This window comes from Vibrio sp. ECSMB14106, from assembly GCF_000972265.1.
Taxonomy (GTDB): domain Bacteria; phylum Pseudomonadota; class Gammaproteobacteria; order Enterobacterales; family Vibrionaceae; genus Vibrio; species Vibrio kanaloae.
This window is the reverse complement of record NZ_LAUM01000004.1, coordinates 193,389-215,544: the sequence shown is the minus strand read 5'-3', so window position 1 is coordinate 215,544 and position 22,156 is coordinate 193,389. Positions and strand designations below refer to the sequence as shown.

Here is a 22,156-nt window from a genome sequence, read left to right as displayed (position 1 = left end):
GCACTAATAGCGGGCATTTTTGTATTATATTTTTTTGGATGTTTGGTTAGGGAGAAGCGTTTTGGAACTAAGTTCTATTTCAAAGCAAAAACAAATATATGCCCAACTATCACAGGCTTGCTTCACAGACCCATTTGCATTTTTAGGGCCATACTTACCTTCTAATCAAGGAGCATTACGTGTATGGATTCCTGGGGCAGATAAAGTCGAGTTGATTGTTGGAAAGGAACCTCGTATAGAGTTAGCGCGAGAGGGTGAAAGTGGTTTCATTCTTAAGCAGAAAAGAGACTTACGCTTTACTCACTATAAGCTTGCAGTTGATTGGGCTGGAGTCGAGCAGATCATCGATGATCCGTACCAGTACCATGATCTGTACGCAAGTTATGAAGATCTTCATACACCGAAAGATATGTATCATCACATGGGGGCTCAGTTTATTACGCTAGAGCGTGATGGACAGACGATTTCAGGTACGCGTTTCTTGGTGTACGCTCCGCATGCTACAGCAGCAAGCTTGGTGGGAAACTTCAACGCTTGGGATGGTCGTCGTCACCCAATGCAACGTCTGGACTACGGTATGTGGGGCCTATTCATTCCTGAACTGGAAGAGGGCGCTCAATACAAATTTGAATTAAAAGGACCAAATGGCGAAGGCTTACCACACAAAGCTGACCCATGGGGTTTCTACTCCGAACAATACCCATCGTTCTCATCTGTGACTTATGATCACGCTCGTTACGAGTGGCAAGATACTCAATGGCAGAATCGCCCAGTCACGCAAAAGCGTAAAGAAGCGCTTTCATTCTATGAATTACATGCTGGTTCTTGGAAGCGGAACGCTGACGGTGAATTCTTAAATTACCGTGAGCTAGCTGCAGAGCTGATTCCATACCTAACGGATCTTGGTTACACGCACGTTGAATTGATGCCAGTTTCAGAGCACCCATTTTATGGCTCTTGGGGCTATCAGCCAGTAGGTCTATTTGCACCAACGAGCCGTTTTGGCTCACCAGATGACTTTAAATACTTCGTAGACCAATGTCACCAAGCAGGTCTTGGTGTGGTACTTGATTGGGTTCCAGCTCACTTCCCAAGTGATGATCATGGCTTAGCAAACTTCGATGGTACGCCGTTGTTCCATGACCCGGATCCTCGCCGCGGCTGGCACCAAGATTGGAACTCGTACATCTATGATTTAGGTCGTGAACATGTACGTCGCTTCTTAGTTTCTAATGCTCTCTACTGGTTCGAGCAATTCCACATTGATGGCATTCGTGTTGATGCCGTCGCTTCAATGCTGTACCTCGATTACTCGCGCAGCCATGATCAATGGATTCCGAACGCAGACGGCGGCAACGAAAACTATGACGCCATCGCAACCCTTAAGTGGATGAACGAAGAAGTTTACAAACACTTCCCAAATGCGATGACGATAGCTGAGGAATCAACAGCTTTCCCTGGTGTTTCAGCCCCAACTTTTATGGGCGGCTTAGGCTTCGGCTTTAAGTGGAATATGGGTTGGATGCACGATAGTTTGTCTTACATCCAAGAAGATCCAATCAACCGTAAATACCACCACAATACAATTACGTTCCCATTGGTTTACGCACATAGTGAGAACTACGTATTGCCTCTGTCTCACGATGAGGTGGTTTACGGTAAAGGCTCTATCCATAACAAGATGCCTGGTGATGAATGGCAGCAAACGGCTAACTTACGCGCTTACATGGGCTACATGTACGCACAGCCGGGTAAGAAATTGAATTTCATGGGAACTGAATTTGGCCAGACGGCGGAATGGAACCATGATGACCAGCTGCAATGGTTTTTGCTAGATTATGATCGCCATCAAGGTGTTCAGCGCTTGACCAAAGATTTGAACAACTTATACCGCTCTGAAGCCGCTATGCACGACCTTGATTTTGACCCGAAAGGATTTGAGTGGCGTCTTCAAGACTCTGCCGAAGCAAGTGTCTTAGCTCATGAACGTATTAGTGAGTCTGGTGAGCGTGTCTTGGTGGTATCTAACTTTACCCCTGTTCCTCATGAGCACTTCCGTTTAGGTGTTCCAGCACAAGGCAAGTACTCACTATTGTTGAATACGGACTCGACTGATTACGCTGGTAGTGGTTTTGAAGTGAAGCAGACTGCTGAAATTGAATCCGTAGAAAGCGAAGGCTTAGACACATCGATCGAGCTACGCCTACCACCGTTATCGACGATTTTCTACAAGCTCAATTAGCCTATAAGTGAAATTAACCAGCGGTTAAAATAAAGAATGGGAGCACTAGTCTCCCATTTTTATTGCTTAAAAACTCTTTCTTACGGTGCTCTAAGGTTCGTTAGTTGTAGAAGGGATCTACCTAAAACGATCTCAATGATTTGTTGAGTATCTTCACCAAAACTTTCCATCATTTTGTGACGAAATACGCCATTAACCTGTAGGTTAAGCTCTTCAGAAGCTGGGTTCTGTGAGGCATGGAAAAACATAAGCTTGATAGCGTTTTTGAATGGCTTGTCATTCAACGCTGCTTTCCAAGAGTCATAGAATGCAGACTTCGTAGAGAAATCTAAAGGTGCCATCATAATAGACAAAACATGTTCGTGTAGAACAGCTCTTATTGCACGTGTTGAAGGGAAATATCCCTGTAAAGTTGTGAGGCTAACGCCCGTTTCTTGAGCAATCCTTGCATAGGTGAGCGCTTCGTGTCCTTCAGATAGAAACAGCTGTAATACAATATTGTTGTATTTCTTTTGGTTTTCTATTTTCTGTAGTTGAGTTATTCGAGCCATTACAAACCTATATTAGGTGTGACATTCTGTATAGAAATTACGGAAAATGGATGTTAACAAAATCTCGAACCATAGACCTTAAAAAAACAAAAAATCGCGTATAAAAAAATATAATTAATACATGTTTTAGACTAATTTATTGTTTATTTAAAAAAGACCGCTTTATCAAACGGCCTTTAGGGAGGCATTAATATTTTATATTGTTGTACGAGCCTAGAAAGGGTACCAAAACAGTTGCTCTTCGAGCACTCGCTTTGTGATAGCGACTACCACTACTAATGTAATGACAGCGAGACAAATGAAGTCAACACGCTGCAAAGGTGCGTAGCTATACCAAGTTCGATCTTTGTGTCTGCCAAAGCCTCGTAACGTCATCGCATTTGAAATTTCGTCTGCGCGGTCCAAGCTAGAGAAAATAAGCGGGCCTAGAACCTTAGCAACATTTTTGATTCGAGTAATTAGGGGAGCCTTCTTTGAAAGCTCTACACCACGAGCCTGTTGAGCATGCATGATATTGATGAAGTCTTTTTTAACTTCTGGCAAGTAACGCAGTGTTAAGCTCACCGCGTAGGCGATCTTGCAGGGAACACCGATACGGTTGAGGCTAGCTGCAAACTCAGTCGGATGCGTTGTGAAGACAAAAATCAACGCTATCGGGAACATGCTCATGTATTTGAGCGTTACCGTGACTAAGTAAAACAGGGTCTCTTGGCTCAATGAGTAATTGCCAGGAAGCGTCAGTAATAGCGTTTCACTGCCGATAAGTTCAGTACCCTGCTGCGGCGCAAGCAGGTACATGAACAAAGCATTTAGGCTTAATACACTCGCCGTACCCACTAACAAAGGCTTATATACGCGCATTGGCACATTGGTGAGCTTTAATAGATATAAGCCCGTCAGGATCAAAACAACGATGAGTCTGAGATCGAACGTTGTAAGTACAACGGTTACCCAAGCTAAAAACAACGCAAACTTGGTGATGCCATTTAGATCGTGTAGCGGAGATTTGGTATCAATGTAATTGATGCCGAATTTTACTTTTGATGCATTCATTGAGCGCTTCTCTCGTAGTCGATGAAGTACTGCATAAATGCATTAGTGTCGTCGATTTTCATCATAGTCGCGAGTTCATAAATGCTAGTGGTACATAGGTTTGCGCGTTCTAACAGTGATGGCTGACTGAATACTTCCGTCATCGCGGCATTGGCAATCAGCTTGCTGTCGGCAATCACGATTGAGCGTGTGGTGTACTCTAGAACGAGATGCATATCGTGTGAAATGATCACAACGGTGATTCCTAAGTCGCGGTTGAGTTTTTGAATAAACGCCAGCATCGATGTGTAGTTACGGTAGTCTTGACCTGCTGTCGGTTCATCCAAGATAAGAAGCTCAGGTTCCAGCACTAAAATAGAAGCGATGGTTACACGTTTTTTCTGGCCGTAGCTCAGTGCTTCGATCGGCCAGTGGCGGAACTTGCTCAGCCCACACAACTCAAGAACATGTTCTACTTTTTCTGTGATCAGCTCTTCTGCAATGTTGCGGTTACGAAGACCAAAAGCAATCTCGTCGAAAATCATATGATGCGAGATCATATGATTTGGGTTCTGCATCACGACACCGACTTTCTGGCTTCTTTCAAAGATAGAAAGTTCAGATAATTCTTCGCCGTTCAGATACGAAGAGCCAGAATCCGCGTCAATCACACCCATGATAATCTTGGTAATGGTCGATTTACCGGAGCCGTTTTTACCCAGTATTGAAACAAACTCACCCTTGCCAATCTTAAAGCTGACATCTTCGAGTGCGTTTTTATCACCGTCATAAGAGTAAGTTAGTCCATGAACTTCGAGTAAGGGAGTGTATTGCTTCTCTGCTATCGGGGCAGGGCGCTTTGCAAACCAAGCTTGAACCGCAGGACGGAACCTTTTGTAATCCAAAGCTTTTAGGTTGGACAGCTTGTCTTCGCTTGTTAAAGGTGCTTTGGCTGCTTTAAGTGCTGATAGGTAAAGCGGCTCACGAATACCGTGTGTCTCAAGCAGTTCAGAAGCCAAGATTTCATCGGGTGTCATGTCGGCAACGATTTCGCCGCGTTCCATTAAGATCACACGATCAATATCGCGATGCAGAACATCCTCAAGGCGGTGTTCGATAATCACAATAGTCTTGTTGGTTTCTTTATGAAGTTGGTCGATGATCTCAATCGTTGCCTTGCCTGTTTTAGGGTCAAGGCTTGCTAAAGGCTCATCAAACAGTAAGATATCGACATCATCAACTAAGATACCCGCTAACGATACTCGTTGTTTTTGACCACCAGAAAGGTCATGTGGAGAACGATCAAGCATATCCGCCAAGTCGACCATTTTTGCTGTCGACTTAACCAACGGATACATATCTATATTCGACATCAGCTGGTTTTCCAATGCGAATGCGATGTCTTCGCCGATACTTAAACCCACAAATTGGCTGTCCGTATCTTGCAATACCGTGCCGATTTGCTCGGTATAGTCGTGCATTGAAAATTCAGAGATGTTCTTGCCGTTAATCTCTAAAGAACCGGTGACCTCACCTTTAATAGCATGAGGTATCAAACCATTCAGACACTGGCCTAGGGTAGATTTACCACTACCACTTGGTCCAATAATGACGATTTTCTCTCCTTTCTCTATCCTTAGATTGATATTTTTTAGCGTCGGTTTATCCAGCGACTCATATCTAAAAGAGAAGTTCGAAAATGCTATAGTCATTATCGCCTATGCCTCAGTCAGGTTACGGCTTTGTTTGTTACGCTTAGCGACTGATTTTAGGATCAGGAAGCCAACAACTGCGATCAGAACGGTATTACCCGCTGCGATGATAGACAGTTGAGTAAAGACTTTGGTAAACGGTTCTGCGTATAGAATGGTATCTAGGAATGCGGAACAGCCGTAGCCGACAACGTTACCTGCGAGAGCAAGCACGACAAATAGCGCGAAATCTTTCATTGGTAGTTCGCCTTTTTGAAGACGGTTTTTAGTCATCATAGGGAATAGACCAATAACCAACCCTACGATACCTGAACCTAATACCCACGTTAGCCATACGCCCCAACCTGCGAATAAGTCTGTTACCCAGTGACCGATAAAACCAACCAGGAAGCCAACAATCGGGCCGAACAAAACAGAAAACAGTGCTAGGACTGCCATTGCTGGTTTCAATGTCGTGTTAGCAAACACTGGGACACCAAACATAGGTAGACCACCAATGCCGTACAGTGCCGCGCCAATGGCGATAACGACGACTGTTTTCGCTGAAAAGTTCATAGATAACCTCGAATACTGAAAGATAAAGCATGATAAAGAACGAATATTCGCCATTATTAATATGCGTCTCAATGAGAACGTTTTTTAGGCAAATATGAAAAATAAGGCGCGCATTATACAGTAGAATCCTTCCATAAGGGAAGGTAAGTGTCTAGATGTCTAAAATTCCATCTGAACGCCCAAATATCATAAAAAATGCGTGATTTTACGGTTAATTGAGCAACAAAAAAGCCAGAACAGGTCCGGCTTTTTTACTTAGATTAACAATATGTTAGGTCCACTTGAGGGCTAAGTGCCGTTAATTTAGTGACCTAGAGAGCAGTGACTTAGTGATCTAGGTATAAGTAATTCTGCCAGCTCTTCATGCGAATAAGGACCTTACGCATGATAGATACGTGAGTGAAGCTGTCTGAATAAACAGCAACCTCAACCGCGGTACCCATAGGCAAGTGGTATTCCGACAGATCGTCCGTTATGGATAACTTAACAAATACACGGCCGTTAGTGCGTAGGGCGTCAGTACCTAATAGTGCGCCTCTGGCTTGGAATTGACTCTCTCCAATTGCTGGAATTACTTCGTCAATACGTCCTTTAAAGACTTTCCCTGGTAGCGCTCTGAATAAAAATTCAGCTTCGTAGCCAGGCTTTAGACGTTGTAATGAATTTTGTCTGAATGCTGCGGTATAGAATTTATCTTCGGTATGAACAAAAGTCATAACTGGAGCGAGAGGCAGCGGGACTGACATTACGCCAGGGCGGAGAGCTAATTGAGTCACGTAACCATCGGTTGGTGCTCTAACTACGGTTTGCTCAAGGTCGAACTTAGCTTTGCGCAATTCAGCTAACAAGCTTAAAACGGCTGTGTTCTCGCCACCTATTTCAGAATCTAAGGCTATTTTTGTTTGTTCTAGGCTAGCGTTGGCCACTTTTACCGCAGCTTCTGATGCTTTGTACGCTTGCCTGCGAGTGTCGAGTTGTTGCTCGGTAAAGGCCCCGCTGTCATAACCACGCTTATAACGAGAGAATTCACGCTGGGCTTTATCTCTATCTGCTATCGCTTTGATTCTTGCGGCCTCTGCTTCGGCTACTTCTGATTCCATCCCAAGAGCACCTTGGCTTGCTTCTTTTACTTTAGCCTCTAATCTTGCGACTTCAGCTTCGAATGGAACAGGATCGATTTTGAAAAGGATATCCCCTTGTTTAAGAGGCTTGTTTGCCTTTACAGGCACTTCGATAACTTTGCCCCTAACGCCTGAAACGACTGGCGTTGTTGAGTAAACTTGGTTACCTATTTGCGTGAAAGGGTGGTTGTAGTTCATCAGCAGGATCAAAGTTCCTATGATGATAACACCACCAAGAACAGCCGTTGGTACAGTCCACTTGTTTAGCGGGATCTTAAATACTTTGAATATGGTGATGCAAAGTGCCGCATAGGTCATTATCAGCAGTAAATCCATTATTTAGCCTCCTGATCTTGAACGTTATTTGTCTCTTTCTCTGGACTGCTTTGCTCAGTACTCGCTTGCTTGAGTTGTACGATTTCTTCCTGAAGGGTACTCACTTGATCGATGAGAATATCGACGCGATGATGAATGTCGTGTTGCTCTTCTTCTAATTTAGCGAAGCCCCAACCGCGATCTTTGCGCCATAACGTGGCCCAAATCCAGAGAAACGGCCATATTGCGTGTAAGGTGAATAGGCTAACCCAGCCTGAGACGTGAATAGCATCTTGATGAGGGTGGTTACGTTCTTTTGCTATTTCATAGGGAATATCGTGAATAACGATGATGCCGTAAAAGATTACTAATGCTACGAATACAAGTAAACCTAGTGCAAAGTAGTCTAAAAACATAACAAATCCTTCCAATGATAGATATTCGTTATAAATATATTACGCTATGATCCAAGTAATTGTTATAGAAATGATTTACCAAGTTGAAAATAAATGTGTTTGCTTTTAACACGAGTACTACCCTTGTTAAATCTTATAAAACCCTATTCACGTTTAGCTAGGAAGCTTCTGTTATCTTGGTTGGAGTTGTCAGAGCGGAATTTTGTCGTAAGCCTATTCACTCGTAATTGTTAACAACCAAAAATTGAAGTGATGAAGATTACTATTTTTAGTGAAACGCATAACTACTGAGGATAAACACGGATGTATATAGGGGAATTAGCGGCCATAGGTGCTGCGATTGTGTGGGCCTGCGCGACATGGATTTATGGGCAATTCGGACATCGCTTTTCAGCTATGCAGCTTAATATTGTTAAGGGTATTGTGGCTTCAGGCATGATGCTGCTTGTGATGCCTTTTATCCCAATGCCTGAATTTGAACTCAGTGCCAACCATTTTTGGATATTGGCTATTTCGGGGGTTATTGGCATCGCTATTGGCGATAGTGCTTATTTCTCGGCATTGAAAAGAATCGGTGCCAATAAGACCTTGTTACTTGAGTCTTTAGCTCCTCCTCTTTCTGGCGTACTGGCGTTAATGTTCCTTGGTGCCGCGTTGACGTTACAAAGCTGGTTTGCTGTCGTAATAACGACGGTAGCGGTGACGTTTGTCGTCTTTCAACCGTCTGGGCTAGCGGGTGGTGACTCTCTTTATAATGACAAAGTACAATGGAAAGGTATTGGATTTGGGCTTGTGGCGAGTGTGTGTCAGGCTTCAGGCGTAGTCATTTCTCATTACGCTCTTGTGGCGGGCGATCTTCCCCCATTGCTAGGGGCATTGATTCGCCTGACAGTCGGTGTACTTGCTGTGATGTTCATTATTCCTTTTGTTGAGAGTAAGCCTTACTCATCTATAAAAAGAGATTTATGGGAAATGACGAAGCTCGACAAACTTTGGCTATCAGGGGCGATATTTGTTGGAACGTTTTTGGCGTTGTGGCTTCAACAAGTTGCGTTGAAAAATGCTAACCCTGCTGTCGCACAAACGTTGATAGCGACTAGCCCAGTCTTTATTTTGGTGATTTATGCCTTACAAGGGGAAAGAGTCTCAAAACAGAGTGTTATTGGGACAATTGCTGCTTTAGGTGGAATCTCTCTTTTTTTCTATCAATAGTTCTTTTTCTATTCTATCAATGGTTCTATTTTTCTATAAGTAGCGGCATGCCGGTCCATTGTGACCTTAGAGGGAGTGAAGGTACAGACCGTTATTTACATAGTAAAAATACTACTCTGTACATACTTGATTTCGGCCATTAGCTTTGGCTCGGTACAGAGCTTTGTCTGCTCGGTAGAAGGTGCGCTGAGTATTTTCTCCCTCGCGATGCATAGTGATACCAATACTGACGGTTAAGCCTCGCTCTCCCAATATCTCATGCCAGCCGAATTGGAAAATGCGTTCTCGATAATTTTCAGAGTGCATTTCTGCTTTTTCAAGATTGGTGTTCTCAAGAATGACCAAAAACTCTTCACCACCAAACCTGACGCATGACGCGCCTTTAAACTTAAAGTAAGAGTGTAATTCTTGAGAAACACTGACAATCGCTTTATCACCGACTAAATGGCTAAGCTCGTCGTTAATCGATTTGAAGTGATCAATATCGACAACCATCAACGCGAAAGGTGTTTCGTGCAACAGCATATCTTTAAGCTTTACATCTAACCATCGTCTGTTATGTAGGCCTGTTAGTGGATCGGTGAATACATCTTGTTGTAGTTGAGCAACTGCATTTTTATGTTGTTCAGTGGTTTCTTTCAACTCACGATTTTCTTGCTCAGACAGAATTAGCTTTAGTTGTAGCTCAAAACGCGAAAGACGGCGCAGTTGGCTCGATCCGAGTTCGCTGATCGGGATCTGTTTCATGAGATCCGTTTCAATCCGGTAGCCCTTTTTCTCATAGTTCAGTGCTTCTTGAAAGCGACCTTGATTCATACACACATCGCTCAAGGAGTCGTAGAAACGCTTTGCAAGAACGGGGGATGAGTATTCATTCACACGTTTGCCTGTATTCGAAAGAATCATGCTGGCGTATTCTTGTTTGCCATTCGCGCTGAAGCAATGCGCGAGTTCTAGACGCGTCATGATAGAAAGCCAACTCGCTTGGGTGTTGTTAGCAGAATAGTGAACTTTAGATAGGCAGCGTAGTGCATCGTGATATTTTTTCTTGGCGCGGAGCACTTTTGCTTGATAAAGCAGTATCTGAGCGGTGAGTAGCTTGTCACTTACCAAAATACTCAGTTCTTCACATTCGTTCAGTAAATCATTGGCCGCTGTAATACGGTTGAGCAACAAGAGGCTAGCCACCATATGCAGTTTGAATTTGAGTCGCAGTGAACGACTACTTATCGCATGGTCAATGCTATTTATTTTTTGGTAATAACGTAAAGCTCGGTTGTGATCACCATAGGCATCACACAGGTTGCCCATACCTAAAATGGCCATCACGTACTCATCGATGTAGCCGTATTCAACAGCGATGGACGAAGAACTTACGAATTCATTCAGTGCAGAGGTGTAATTACCTATTTCAACTAAGCGATCACTTAGGCTAGTCTTGACCGTAAGAATGTCTTCTATATCAGTGGGTAAATGCAGTAAGTCGAGAGCAAGTTTCAATTCTTCTATACTGGTTTGATTTTGTTGCAACTCAGCTCGATATTCAGAGCTGATAATATAACAGTGTGCTTGTTCTGTTTTTGTTGTTGAAACGTGCTGACGAATATGATTCCAGAATATGATCGCCTCTTCACCAGAAACTGATGATGGGTCTAAACCAGCATCCGTGATCTTGCTTAATAGGATTTCCATCATAATCTTACCTTTGCATCGTCTTCTTCAAGTTGTTCAAGAGTAAACGGGAACGTCAATATGTCGTTGAGACTAACGGTAGGTTTCGAACCTTTTAGCCCTTTTCTGTGCCATGGGTATATATCAAGCATGGTGGTAAGGGTTTGAAAAGTTTCCTCTGCGGCCTCTCCTTTTTCGGAAAGCATAAGAGCAACACGTTCTGAACTTAACCTGGAAATGAAATCGTTTTGGTTACATAAAGTGTGAGCAATTTCGGTGCAGACATCTAAGTAATCGGTATCGATGTGCTGAAACATAATAATGCTGTGGTTTGAACGTTTGAGCTCTGTTTTAAAGAGAACCAGTTGCTCCCACCAAAAGGTTTCAGAAACGACATGAGAAAGGTGTTTTTCGGGGTCATACTCATGTTGACCACGAATACGATTAATCAGCTTTCGAGCTCTCTGCTCTAATTGACGCTTTGAACTGCGTGCTTTATCTAAACCGACTCGGGTAGTTTGCTCTCGAAGCATATCGATAGAATACTGGCGATACTTTTTAAAAGCGATTAACGCCACTTTAAACTCTTGGTTTTCTTCTGCAACTAGGGACTGTTGGTAACAAATTTGACTAAGTAACTCACCGTTATCGAATTCGTTCGCAGATTGTTCGGCGAGCCTGAGTAGTTCTGCCGCTTGCTCTGGCCTTTTTCTTAGGAGCTCTAATCGAGCTCGGCTGATGTAGGAGTGTGCCTTCATCCATACTAGATTGTGTTTTACTGCCAAATTATGTGCTTTGGCTGTCGCGCGTTCTGCGTCATCTATACGTTCAAGGCCAAGTAGTGCTAGACCTCTGAAATCCCATACCTCTGCATGCCAAGTATTGTCTTTATGATCTTTTAATGCTTCTTCTGCACCGTCGAGTACTGACAGCATTTCAACATAGTTGTTGAGCAGATAGTAATCCCAAGCGAGCAGTATCCTGGCTTTGCCCTCTAACCAACCAATACGTCTGTTGTTAGCGACTTTCACGGCGAGCTGGTGGGTAGAGCGTGCTAGTTTATACTCGTGGGTAATTCGCCAAATGTTACCTAGGCCAATGAGACATTCAATTTGTATCTCCACTTCATCAACTAGCGCTGATTGTTCTAATGCATTGATCCAGAATTGTTGGGCGGAGTAGTACTTGGCTTGCCCCCAAAATTGGAGAGCGTGTAAATGGAGTATTTCAGGGAGAAAAAGATCAGTATCTAATCGGCTTTGTCGTTTGAGGGCTTCTTTGATGTACTTTAAACCTTTTTGGTAGTCCATTAGGTTCCAGGAGCATCTGGCCATTAACATCAGTGACTGGATCGCGCCCTCTTCAAACAGAACTTGCTCTGACCTAACGAGGCATTGCTGTGCAATCTCTAAGATCACCAATGGTTCAGAGTCGACGCGATTTTTGAGTTGTTCTAGTTCTGTTTCAAGAAGGTACTGATTTTTGTCCAAGAGTTAGATCCATAATTATCGAACATATTGATAACACAATCATTATAAGAGTGTGATTTGAGATAAGCACCAATTATCTTTCTTAGGGCCTTAAAGGAACATGTATCTTTTCCAATTATGGGTGTTACCTCATGTTGTTGCTTTAAAATCAATGAGTTCCCGAATAATTATCTAGAGGTCTGTTTCTATGAAAGTAGTTGCTTTAGGGTCAATGGCTGCTCTGCTACACCTAAGCGCTGCGCTGCCGTGAGCCCTTGCTTATCTTGGTAGCACAGATTGTGCCAAGCTCTAAATATGTCGAGCAATGGAAGAATGCCCCCAGGACGAAGCTTACGTCTGGGCTCATTAATGAAGCTATCAAATAACAGCTGGAAGCGTTGTTGATAGAACTTGGTTTGCTGAATTGAGGCAGTGTTAAACCACTGTTTTGGTTCTGGATTGTTACCCGTTAGGTAGCAAATGCCTTTCTGATTATCACCTTGATTTGCGATAGCCCAACGATCGCGCCACCAACTCATGTGAACGATGTCGATCTTTTCAAAACTTTGATCGTCTTGCCAGCCAGGATCTTCCTCCACATACATAAGGTCAATATTTTGACTCTGGATGCGCGGCAAACATACGCTTAGGGCGGCAGACCTTAGTAATGGGTCTTGTGGCATATAGATAGCGACATGTTTATTCTCATCACACATATCAAGTACATGTAGAAAGTGAGCATAGGAGGTGTAGGGTGGTCGAACTAATGCCCCTTTCGAAGGGTAGCTAAACGTGGTGAGGTTGCCCATAGGATCTTCAACGTTTCCTCTGGCAAGAATGACTTGGTATTGCTGTTCAATACGCTCTTTCAGTTTGTCTGAGGACTGAGGTATTTCTAGGTTAGCTTCTGAAGAGTGTTCTTTGGATACAAAGCGCGCAACATCATCATAAGGGTTATGATCAACATTCCCTGACGGTTCTTCATTTTGAGAGTAATTAACGTGTTGGCAAAGGATATAGCCGGAATGGGCCTCGCCAGTCGCGATCCAAACGACGCCATTATTACTTTGTGGCTGCAAGCGCTGATAATGGGAAGCGAATTGATAGTCTTGAGCATGGTTAACCCATCGTGCATCTATCATCGCTAACTTGCGACGACAACGGCTCGCGATATGGTCAACATGATCGTAGAAAGTCTTGGGGTTGATATCAAGCTTTCTACAGATTTCACGTACGGAATAGCCCATGAACAATAAGCCCATAAGGTTTTCTTGAAACTGAAGTTTTTTATTGGAACCAGACCACTTGTCAACGAAGGTGGATTGACAGTCTTTGCATCGATATCTTTGTTTGTCGCCACTATAGCCAAAGGCATGATAAAGGTGCTTGTGGGTATGGACCGATAAGCCGAAATTATCGCAATCATCATTGCGACAAGCAGGAAGGCCATCGCTGTGAAGTTGTCGTAGGCGATGAAGTTCGCTTAACACTTCACGATTGTTAAGTAAGGGGGGGAAAGCTCCACACTCACGACAAACCATCGCTGGACGCTTAGGATTCGCATGTTGCAAAACATATCGTTTTGCATCGCTCAAGCCAAAGTTGTCACACGCCAATGTTTTACAAAAGTTGAGTTGTAATCCATCTGCATCTTTTGGCAGTTTGTCGTTGGACACAATCGCCCCCTCGGGGTTATTTAGGCAGCCAAGCGAACTTGGCTGCGTGGTATTGCGTTTCAAACTATCTATTAGCAAAAATACAGTTAGTGTTAGAAATGCATCTATTGTCTAATGATTAGATGTTGATTGCAGTCTCTAGAGCGACTTTCATCATGTCGTTGAACGACTTTTGACGCTCTTCTGAGCTTAGTTTCTCGCCACGAATAATATGGTCAGAAACTGTCAGAATAGTCAGTGCTTTAGCACCTAAATCCGCAGCAACACCGTAAATACCAGCCGCTTCCATATCAACACCAAGAATGCCTAGTTTTTCCATTTTTTCGAAAAGGTCAGCTTCTGGAGTGTAGAAAAGGTCTGCAGAAAATACGTTACCTACTTTTACTGGAACTTCCTGTGCTCGTGCTTGATTTACCGCTTCTTCTAGAAGATCGAAATCAGCGATAGCTGCGAAGTCGTGGTTGTTGAAACGAATTCGGTTAACTTTTGAATCGGTAGATGCACCCATGCCAATAACAACGTCCATTAGTTTAACGTCGTCACGTACTGCGCCACAGCTACCAACACGAATAACATTTTTGACGCCGTACTCAGCAATAAGCTCGTGTACGTAGATGCAACATGATGGAATACCCATACCGTGACCCATTACAGAAACTTTTTTACCTTTGTAAGTGCCTGTGTAACCAAACATGTTACGAACGTCACAAACTTGCTTCACATCATCAAGGAATGTTTCAGCAATGTATTTTGCGCGAAGCGGATCGCCCGGCATAAGTACTGTTTCTGCGAAATCACCAGCTTGCGCGTTAATATGAGGTGTAGCCATGGTCGTTCTCCAAAGTTTAAACGGTAATGATAGGAACTAGATTTAGTAAATTACCGATTCTGTTGAATTGAATTCATTTTGTTGAGGCAATATTAGCGAGTTAAAACGAGGATCCATGAGATGTTTGTCACAAAATAGTTCTGCACTTACAGTTTTATTGTTATAGATAACTAAATATGTTGAAATCGTAAAGGCAATCGATTTTGTGTGGTTAAATCGCTTGGGATTAGAAGAAAAGCACGCATATTAAGAACAAGATGGGTATGCATTTACGTCAACTAACCATTGTAGAGACGTTTTATCAGCGATAATCTAAACTTTGATAAAAGACAAACCAAGGAATTGTATGTCCTATTGCGCTAACTTGACGCCATTGCTCTCTATGAATACACAACTATGTAAGATCGCGCATTTTGCCGTGAAAACGACTTTGCTTGCTGTGAGAGCTATTTTTCTTCCTCTGGTAACAACTTTGATTGTAGGAGTGACGACGGCTTCGTCGTGGGTGTCAGCGGCGACTTTTGAGTTACCTTCTGCTGAAAGTCGCATAGTAGGCAGAATACAGCAACATGAAGTCGTTGAGGGTGAAACGTTAGCGATTATTGCCAAGCAGTACGATATTGGCTTTCTTTCGTTGATGGCAGCAAACAAAGGTGTGGACCCTTTTCTCCCAAAGGTAGGTTATGTATTAAGTATTCCTAGCCGTTTTATTTTACCGGACACTCCAAGGGAAGGGATTGTCATTAACCTTGCAGAGCTAAGGTTGTATTACTTTGAGCCTACTAAAAATCTGGTCCATGTCTTCCCAGTCGGAATCGGGCGGGTGGGGCGTGATACTCCAGAAATGATCACCAAGATAAGCCAGAAAAGACCAAACCCGACTTGGACCCCTCCCAACTCAATTCGTAAAGAGTATCTAGAGAAGGGAATTGAGTTACCACGAGTGGTTCCCGCAGGGCCGGAGAATCCGCTTGGTGAATATGCATTGAGACTTGCATATGGTATCGGGGATTATTTGATACACGGCACCAACAAAGATTTTGGAATAGGCTTGCGAGTCAGTTCTGGGTGTATCCGTATGGAACCTAAAGATATTGAGTGGCTCTTTGAGCAGGTTAGCCGTGGTGAGCAAGTCACAATAATTGATGAGCCGATTAAAGTATCACTCGAACCTGACAGAAGTGTGTTCGTTGAAGCACACGAACCATTGACTAGAAGTGACGGTTCTAAGAAATCTCTACAAATCCCGGTCGAATTGAAATGGTGGCTTGAAGATGCAGAGCTGCCTAACTCAAAAGCGAAAGCTGTTATCTTTGCTCAAAACGGTGTGCCTGTTGAGATAGCACCACCTGTGATTGAGTTTTAATTCGATGACTCCTGTGGAAAGCGAAACGGCTTCTCTCTCTCCTTGACCTTCATTTTTCTTATTTCAAATAAAAGCACCACTTCCGTCAAGAGGTGGTGCTATCTAATTACTGCTTTTTATTTTTACGACTTATTTGATTTAAAGCGCAATAGCGCTTGTATCTCAATTACTTCGTGTAAGACTCTGCAATGTTGTCGATACGGTCGTTAGCACGATCCGCTTCTTCTTTTGCTGCCATAGCGGCTGCAGATGCTTCTTGAGCCTTCATTTCAGCGGCAGCTTTGTCACTCTTAAGCGCTTCAACTTCGTTGCTTAGTTCAGCAACTTGGTTAGTCAATTGATCCATTTCTGACATTGCAGCCTCTTCTGGCTCAGAAGAACAACCAGCTAGAATGAACACTGAGGCTGCAGCTGCGATTAATGTCTTATTCATAAGAACTCCTTGCTTATTTATCATCAAAAGATGCGCTATACATTTTTTATCATATAGTCGCTTCATTAATGATTGTAGCGACTAATTTTTTAAGCGCAAAATCAATAACTAAAGAAATTGTTAAATTTTTGAGGTAATTAGCTAGCTATCACAGTCTGTTTCATTTTTGAGATGGCGGTATTGGAATCAATTTTTGTCTCATTTAGTAGAGCTATCCCTTTGTTAGCAATGTATACAATGCTCTAGTGAACTTATAGATAACGGGATAAATTTACTGTGATCTCTATCCTTAGAAAGTACTTTCGCGGTATCATGTCACGTTAAAATAATTTTATTCAATACCATCATGACTGGAGAGTCCTTTGCACTTTAAAGATTTAGGCTTAGATAATCGCTTACTGAAGAACTTAAAACATTATGACTTTAAGAAAGCGACAGAGATCCAATCGAAAGCGATCCCTGTTGTTATTGCCGGTAAGGATCTATTGGCTTCATCAAAAACGGGATCAGGCAAAACATTGGCGTTTGTGTTGCCGATGATACACAAAGCATTAAAAACCAAAGCGTTTTCTGCTCGTGATCCTCGTGGTGTAATTTTGGCTCCTACTCGTGAATTAGCGAAGCAAGTCTACGGCGAATTACGTAGCATGCTTGGTGGCTTGTCTTATGAAGCGGCACTGATCTTAGGTGGTGAAAACTTCAACGACCAAGTTAAAGCATTGCGTAAATACCCTCGCTTTATCGTGGCGACTCCAGGCCGTCTTGCTGATCACCTAGAACATCGCTCATTGTTCCTCGATGGCGTTGAAACGTTAATCCTTGATGAAGCTGACCGTATGCTTGATCTCGGTTTCGCACCAGAGCTGCGTCGCATTGCCAATGCCGCTAAACATCGTCGTCGTCAGACACTAATGTTCTCTGCAACGTTAGATCACGCCGAAGTAAACGGCATTGCGAATGAAATGCTAGACGCACCTAAGCGAATCTCTGTAGGTGTTTCTAACGAGCAGCACCTTGATATTACTCAGAAGTTTTACCTGTGTGATCACCTCGACCACAAAGAAGCTATTTTAGATCGTGTATTAGAAGAAGCTGAGTACCGTCAGGTGATGATCTTTACAGCAACTCGTGCAGATACTGATCGTCTAACAGAAAAATTGAACGAGAAGAAGCTTAAAGCGGTGGCCCTGAGTGGTAATCTAAACCAAACACAACGAAATGCCATCATGAGCCAGTTCGAGCGTGCGGTTTATAAGATCTTAGTAACAACAGACGTTGCTTCACGTGGTATTGATATTCCAAATGTAAGCCACGTTATCAACTTTGATATGCCTAAGCACACGGAAGAGTATGTTCACCGTGTTGGCCGTACTGGTCGTGCTGGCAATAAAGGTGACGCGATTTCTCTGGTTGGCCCAAAAGATTGGGATAGCTTTAAGCGTGTTGAACTATATTTGCAACAAGACCTGACTTTCTCTGTGCTAGAAGGCCTAAAAGGCAAATTCAAAGGCATTAAACCACGTAAACCTGCTTTTGCTAAAGGTGCTCCAGCGAAGAAGAAAGCGAACACTCAAGCTAAGAAAACACCTAAGAAACCGGTTAAGCGCGATAAGAGCTTCCACCAGAATGTGGCTGTGGGTGATACTGTCTTTATCCCTAAGAAGAAAGTCGCACCAAAATTGGACGACGAGTAACCAATCAGTGTGAGCTAAACTGACGTAAATAAAAACCGCCGATAATGGCGGTTTTTTGTATCTGAAGCTTATTTGTATCGACTTTCGCTATTGAAGGTACCCCCAATTGAAAAAGTGAACTAAAACAGTAGAACCTTTCATTTATGTCTGACGGTCATTTCAATGATTAGAAATCGAACGTCGAGAATGAATACGCCAATATATGATCTGCGATGTATTTGTGCGTTGCTGTCGTTGGGTGTGTAACTCCCCAAAATACATAACTGTCAGAACCATATGTAGCACAATCGTTTGTTAGGTTATGGCTTTGCAAGTAGTCGGTTGATGAGCTTCTGCGAATATCCAGGCAAGCGTCACTCGCGTTTCGAAATCCATGCTGCTCTGGGTTATCAGTAATACTTGCGAAGAGTGCATTTGCGTCAAACAGTACCACGTTTTTTCCCATGCTTTGGTAATACTCGGCTTGGGTTTTGATAAATTTATTGAACTCCAAAATCTTGCCACGAACTTTGATAATTTCTTGCTCTGTCGAGTATTTGAATTGTGGAGCCTCTGTGGCATCTGGCAATGTGAACAGCAAGATGTTGTTCGCACCAGATTCTGTTAAGCGGATCAAAGCGCTGCTGAAATCGGCTTTGACATCAGCGACTTCTCGGCTGTAGTTCATGAAATCATTGAGGCCAAATTCAAGAGTAAACAGTGAATTCTCAGGACGATAGTTTTTCGCTAATTTCATATAGGTTAAGTACGACGTTACCTGGTCATAAACGCCAGTCAGCGCAACGTATTGATTAGTCCCAGCCGCTCCACCGACAGCCCAATTATACAACGGGACATCTTTGGCTTTTGCTAAATACTCAGTCCAGACGAGCCCGTTTGAAAAATGACCTAAAAACCATGAGTTAGCATTGGGGAAAATCCATTGAGAGCCATTAAATAGGTTCCCTGTATCTGAAAGGCTATCACCAAAAGTGACAATGCGATTAATGGCATTGGATTGAACAGCGTTATCGTTGGTCCAGATGGAGTGGTTGTAAGAGAAGCGATTGTCTGCCGCAAAGTAGGTGATATCTGCGACATCATGTTGGATGTCGAGAGTTTGTTCACAACGCTCTTTGATTTCGGATTGAGGTACATCGCTGTAGAACATGTTTTTGAAGGAAACAGAAGACCACCAATATCCGTTAATCGTGTAATCATCGCCATTTTCTTTTTTTGCCCATTGCCAATCTGTACCTGGAGAGTCGTGCGATGCATCGGTTCGGTACCAACATCGAACATACGAATAGGTTTCTGAACCCTGTGTGCTGAGAACCTGCGCAGATGTGATGGATTGCGGTGTTGGCACCGAATCTTCAGTTGCATAAGCACCAAAAGGTATAGTTAACGCGAGTATTAAAGCGGTATTTTTCATCACTGGATCTCTTGTTGTATTTAGGTAAGCCAAACAAAGACGTTGTTGCTTGTTTATAATTGAACATCTGTGTAACTGGTACGACCTATACCTAAAATCAATAACTTACGTCAATGCATTCGGGCTTGTTTCGATTCATAACTGGCATAAACATCAAATTTTCAACGAGTTTTCAGTTGTGCAATCACCAAGGTAAGAGACGGAATGTGCCAATTTATCTTTTGTCTTACGAGTAACAATTATCGATGTTAATTGCAGCTGTTTAATTTAAGTTAGAAATCACAAATATCGATCCCTTATTTTTTATTTTACAAAATTATAACCTAAGGTTCTTTTACTCATCAGAGGTCTAATCTGTTTAAGGGAAGAACATTGAAAAAGATATTCATTTGGGCAATTACCTACCTATTTTGCTTTAGTGCCTATGCTGGTACGAGTGCTTCGGCATTGGAAGCAAGCGGTTACACTGAAACGAAATATCCTATTGTGTTAGTACATGGGTTATTTGGTTTCGATACATTGGCTGGTGTTGATTACTTTTATGGCATACCAGAATCTCTAGCGAAAGATGGCGCGAGCGTATACGTCGCTCAGGTATCGGCGACCAATAGCTCTGAAGTTCGAGGAGAGCAGTTACTTGCTCAAGTTGAAACGCTTATAGCAGCGACGGGGGCGAGTAAGGTTAATTTGATAGGGCATAGTCATGGAGGACCGACAGCCCGTTATGTGGCGTCGGTTCGCCCTGATCTCGTTTCGTCTGTTACGAGTATCGGTGGTGTCCATAAAGGCTCAAAAGTGGCCGACCTAGTACGTGGAACTGTCGCAGAAGGCTCACCAACAGAAGATATTGCCGTTAAGCTAGCTGGTGGGTTAACGACACTTATTAACTTGTTGTCTGGTGGTTCAGACCTAGACCAAGACGGGCTTGCTTCCCTAGAAGCCCTAACGACAGAGGGCTCATTGGCGTTTAATCAGTTTTACCCTGAGGGGGTTCCTACCTCTGAATGTGGTGATGGTGAGTGGCAGGCGAGTAATGGCGTTTATTACTATTCGTGGACAGGGTCATCCACTTTTACCAACCTTCTTGATCCTACCGACGGAGCGATGACAATCCTTGGCTTAGCCTTCAATGAACCGAATGACGGACTAGTGGGAGCATGCAGCGCGCATTTAGGCAAAGTGATAGGGGATGACTACAAAATGAATCACCTCGATGAGATCAATGGAATGCTGGGTATTCATCACCTGTTTGAAACCGATCCGGTGACTTTATATCGTCAACACGCTAATCGATTGAAGTTAAGTGGCCTGTAGTTCGCAGTGTCATTGATTAAGATAACAAGGAAACCATGATGACAAAGACCGCCATTTTTTCGATAACTACGATAGCCCTGATGAGTATAGCGGCGGTCTTTTTATATGTAGAAAAAGACGATTTGAAATCAAACAATAATAGGGAACAAGAGGGCTCTTCATTGAAAATAGCTTCGCAGCAAGATACCGATATTGATACAGCTTCAACCAAAGACATGATGGAATATTTCGTATCAGGTAATACAAAGTTAACCCTTGAAGATATTCGGACTAACGTTGAGAAACACTACGCGCAATCACAAGTTGCAGTTGTTGATGAAGCACTATTTTCAAAATATATTGCGTATAAGTCGGCACTGGCTTCACTGGATGTGGGGGTTAACATTGTCTCAGTTTCTGTTGAGGATTTACGTCTGCTTAATCAAGCGCTGCTCGACCTTCAAGCTCAGTTTTTTAATGAGGGCGAGATAAGTATCCTGTTTACGCATGATAATCGAATGAGGGAGATCGCTCTTGAAAAGTTGTTACTTAAACAAGAGGGGTTGCAAGGGGAGGAGTACCAGCAGCGGCTTGAGTTATATATGTTAGATCAGCCTGATTATGTGCAGTCGAGTTTTACAAACCAGAGATTACTGCAACAGCTATCAAATTCCGAGGCCATGGATCAGCAGGACAAATATTTGCTGAGAAGTGAACTCGTGGGTGAAAAGGCTGCTCTGAGGCTTGAAGCACTTGATAAGCAAAGAGCGAACTTTGAAGGAACCCTAGAAATATATCTTACAGAACGAAATGAGATTTTGGATGATTCAGTACTCTCGGCACTTGAACAACAAGAGAGGATTACTCAGCTTAGGAATACACATTTTCTGCCACAGGAGTTTAGAAGAGTAGAAGCGATTGAAAGAATCAGATCAGCAGAGCTTAGCCAATAAAATTTTCCCAGAATCAAATAGCCACTATTTTTCCTAAATGTTAGCTAATTAATTGATTATAAAAGGAGTAACCTCCTAACCACGTAGACTCATTAACCCCCCAATATTTCAGTTCATTGCAAGCTCAACCGATCGTTAATTGACACACTCTCTGTGATTTCTGTCACACAATCATGCAAATGATAATTGATCTCATTATCGT

Annotated in this window: 18 protein-coding genes; 6 read left to right on the top strand and 12 right to left on the bottom strand. The window is 43.0% G+C overall.

Going from position 1 to position 22,156, the window contains the following annotated elements; all coding sequences use genetic code 11:
• The first annotated feature begins 61 nt into the window (after positions 1-61).
• The gene (gene glgB, locus WR49_RS04385) at positions 62-2,242 is read left to right on the top strand and encodes a 1,4-alpha-glucan branching protein GlgB (RefSeq protein ID WP_046223199.1); all 2,181 of its coding nucleotides are present in this window, start codon (positions 62-64) and stop codon (positions 2,240-2,242) included.
• 80 nt (positions 2,243-2,322) lie between these two features.
• On the opposite strand, the gene WR49_RS04380 is transcribed toward glgB, so the two are convergent.
• From WR49_RS04380 to WR49_RS04355, 6 genes are all read right to left on the bottom strand, one after another.
• Positions 2,323-2,793 carry a TetR/AcrR family transcriptional regulator gene (locus WR49_RS04380; RefSeq protein WP_046223198.1) on the bottom strand — a complete coding sequence of 157 codons (471 nt, stop codon included), beginning with the start codon at positions 2,791-2,793 and terminating at the stop codon, positions 2,323-2,325.
• Positions 2,794-3,006: 213 nt separating this feature from the next.
• Complete coding sequence (locus WR49_RS04375; protein ID WP_046223197.1) at positions 3,007-3,846, bottom strand: energy-coupling factor transporter transmembrane component T family protein; 840 nt, start codon at positions 3,844-3,846, stop codon at positions 3,007-3,009.
• Positions 3,843-5,537 carry an ABC transporter ATP-binding protein gene (locus WR49_RS04370; protein WP_046223196.1) on the bottom strand — a complete coding sequence of 565 codons (1,695 nt, stop codon included), beginning with the start codon at positions 5,535-5,537 and terminating at the stop codon, positions 3,843-3,845. The genes WR49_RS04375 and WR49_RS04370 overlap by 4 nt, the downstream gene beginning before the upstream one ends.
• A gap of 6 nt (positions 5,538-5,543) precedes the next feature.
• Entirely contained in the window at positions 5,544-6,092 is a 549-nt protein-coding gene (locus tag WR49_RS04365) for an ECF-type riboflavin transporter substrate-binding protein (protein WP_046223195.1), read from the bottom strand.
• Between the two features lie 326 nt (positions 6,093-6,418).
• Positions 6,419-7,549: an HlyD family secretion protein gene (locus WR49_RS04360; RefSeq protein ID WP_046223194.1), complete on the bottom strand. Its 1,131-nt coding sequence runs from the start codon at positions 7,547-7,549 to the stop codon at positions 6,419-6,421.
• On the bottom strand, positions 7,549-7,944 hold the full coding sequence (locus WR49_RS04355; protein ID WP_046223193.1) for a DUF3302 domain-containing protein: 396 nt from the start codon (positions 7,942-7,944) through the stop codon (positions 7,549-7,551). Before WR49_RS04355 ends, WR49_RS04360 begins: the two co-directional genes overlap by 1 nt.
• Before the next feature lie 303 nt (positions 7,945-8,247).
• Here WR49_RS04355 and WR49_RS04350 point away from each other — a divergent pair, with 303 nt between their 5' ends.
• A complete protein-coding gene (locus WR49_RS04350) occupies positions 8,248-9,156 on the top strand; it encodes a DMT family transporter (RefSeq protein WP_046223192.1) in 909 nt (302 codons plus the stop codon).
• Positions 9,157-9,267: 111 nt separating this feature from the next.
• On the opposite strand, the gene WR49_RS04345 is transcribed toward WR49_RS04350, so the two are convergent.
• The 4 genes from WR49_RS04345 to deoD form a co-directional block, all read right to left on the bottom strand.
• Positions 9,268-10,848, bottom strand: coding sequence for a GGDEF domain-containing protein (locus tag WR49_RS04345; protein ID WP_046223265.1), 1,581 nt, complete (start codon positions 10,846-10,848; stop codon positions 9,268-9,270).
• Positions 10,848-12,317 (bottom strand): hypothetical protein, encoded by a 1,470-nt coding sequence (locus WR49_RS04340; RefSeq protein WP_046223191.1) that lies wholly within the window; start codon positions 12,315-12,317, stop codon positions 10,848-10,850. The genes WR49_RS04345 and WR49_RS04340 overlap by 1 nt, the downstream gene beginning before the upstream one ends.
• Positions 12,318-12,502: 185 nt before the next feature.
• The gene (locus WR49_RS04335) at positions 12,503-13,972 is read right to left on the bottom strand and encodes a lactate dehydrogenase (protein ID WP_046223190.1); all 1,470 of its coding nucleotides are present in this window, start codon (positions 13,970-13,972) and stop codon (positions 12,503-12,505) included.
• A 118-nt stretch (positions 13,973-14,090) separates the two neighbouring features.
• Positions 14,091-14,801, bottom strand: a complete 711-nt coding sequence (gene deoD, locus WR49_RS04330; RefSeq protein ID WP_017057885.1) for a purine-nucleoside phosphorylase — start codon at positions 14,799-14,801, stop codon at positions 14,091-14,093.
• A 346-nt stretch (positions 14,802-15,147) separates the two neighbouring features.
• On the opposite strand from deoD, the gene WR49_RS04325 reads away from it, so the two are divergent.
• Complete coding sequence (locus WR49_RS04325; RefSeq protein WP_046223189.1) at positions 15,148-16,167, top strand: L,D-transpeptidase family protein; 1,020 nt, start codon at positions 15,148-15,150, stop codon at positions 16,165-16,167.
• 166 nt (positions 16,168-16,333) lie between these two features.
• Here the strand turns inward: WR49_RS04325 and WR49_RS04320 are convergent, their stop codons facing one another.
• Positions 16,334-16,600 (bottom strand): Lpp/OprI family alanine-zipper lipoprotein, encoded by a 267-nt coding sequence (locus WR49_RS04320; protein ID WP_017057887.1) that lies wholly within the window; start codon positions 16,598-16,600, stop codon positions 16,334-16,336.
• 362 nt (positions 16,601-16,962) lie between these two features.
• Here WR49_RS04320 and WR49_RS04315 point away from each other — a divergent pair, with 362 nt between their 5' ends.
• A complete protein-coding gene (locus WR49_RS04315; protein ID WP_017057888.1) occupies positions 16,963-18,294 on the top strand; it encodes a DEAD/DEAH box helicase in 1,332 nt (443 codons plus the stop codon).
• 166 nt (positions 18,295-18,460) lie between these two features.
• Here the strand turns inward: WR49_RS04315 and WR49_RS04310 are convergent, their stop codons facing one another.
• Complete coding sequence (locus tag WR49_RS04310) at positions 18,461-19,708, bottom strand: SGNH/GDSL hydrolase family protein (protein ID WP_046223188.1); 1,248 nt, start codon at positions 19,706-19,708, stop codon at positions 18,461-18,463.
• A gap of 372 nt (positions 19,709-20,080) precedes the next feature.
• Here WR49_RS04310 and WR49_RS04305 point away from each other — a divergent pair, with 372 nt between their 5' ends.
• Entirely contained in the window at positions 20,081-21,022 is a 942-nt protein-coding gene (locus WR49_RS04305; protein ID WP_046223187.1) for an esterase/lipase family protein, read from the top strand.
• 38 nt (positions 21,023-21,060) lie between these two features.
• Complete coding sequence (locus WR49_RS04300) at positions 21,061-21,954, top strand: lipase secretion chaperone (RefSeq protein ID WP_046223186.1); 894 nt, start codon at positions 21,061-21,063, stop codon at positions 21,952-21,954.
• Positions 21,955-22,156 lie beyond the last annotated feature (202 nt).

Excerpts from the sequence above, each read along its gene's own strand:
- WR49_RS04380 (WP_046223198.1), bottom strand. The coding sequence starts at position 2,793 with ATGGCTCGAATAACTCAACTACAGAAAATAGAAAACCAAAAGAAATAC.
- WR49_RS04375 (WP_046223197.1), bottom strand. The coding sequence starts at position 3,846 with ATGAATGCATCAAAAGTAAAATTCGGCATCAATTACATTGATACCAAA.
- WR49_RS04370 (WP_046223196.1), bottom strand. The coding sequence starts at position 5,537 with ATGACTATAGCATTTTCGAACTTCTCTTTTAGATATGAGTCGCTGGAT.
- WR49_RS04365 (WP_046223195.1), bottom strand. The coding sequence starts at position 6,092 with ATGAACTTTTCAGCGAAAACAGTCGTCGTTATCGCCATTGGCGCGGCA.
- WR49_RS04360 (WP_046223194.1), bottom strand. The coding sequence starts at position 7,549 with ATGGATTTACTGCTGATAATGACCTATGCGGCACTTTGCATCACCATA.
- WR49_RS04355 (WP_046223193.1), bottom strand. The coding sequence starts at position 7,944 with ATGTTTTTAGACTACTTTGCACTAGGTTTACTTGTATTCGTAGCATTA.
- WR49_RS04350 (WP_046223192.1), top strand. The coding sequence starts at position 8,248 with ATGTATATAGGGGAATTAGCGGCCATAGGTGCTGCGATTGTGTGGGCC.
- WR49_RS04345 (WP_046223265.1), bottom strand. The coding sequence starts at position 10,848 with ATGGAAATCCTATTAAGCAAGATCACGGATGCTGGTTTAGACCCATCA.
- deoD (WP_017057885.1), bottom strand. The coding sequence starts at position 14,801 with ATGGCTACACCTCATATTAACGCGCAAGCTGGTGATTTCGCAGAAACA.
- WR49_RS04325 (WP_046223189.1), top strand. The coding sequence starts at position 15,148 with ATGTCCTATTGCGCTAACTTGACGCCATTGCTCTCTATGAATACACAA.
- WR49_RS04320 (WP_017057887.1), bottom strand. The coding sequence starts at position 16,600 with ATGAATAAGACATTAATCGCAGCTGCAGCCTCAGTGTTCATTCTAGCT.
- WR49_RS04310 (WP_046223188.1), bottom strand. The coding sequence starts at position 19,708 with ATGAAAAATACCGCTTTAATACTCGCGTTAACTATACCTTTTGGTGCT.
- WR49_RS04300 (WP_046223186.1), top strand. The coding sequence starts at position 21,061 with ATGACAAAGACCGCCATTTTTTCGATAACTACGATAGCCCTGATGAGT.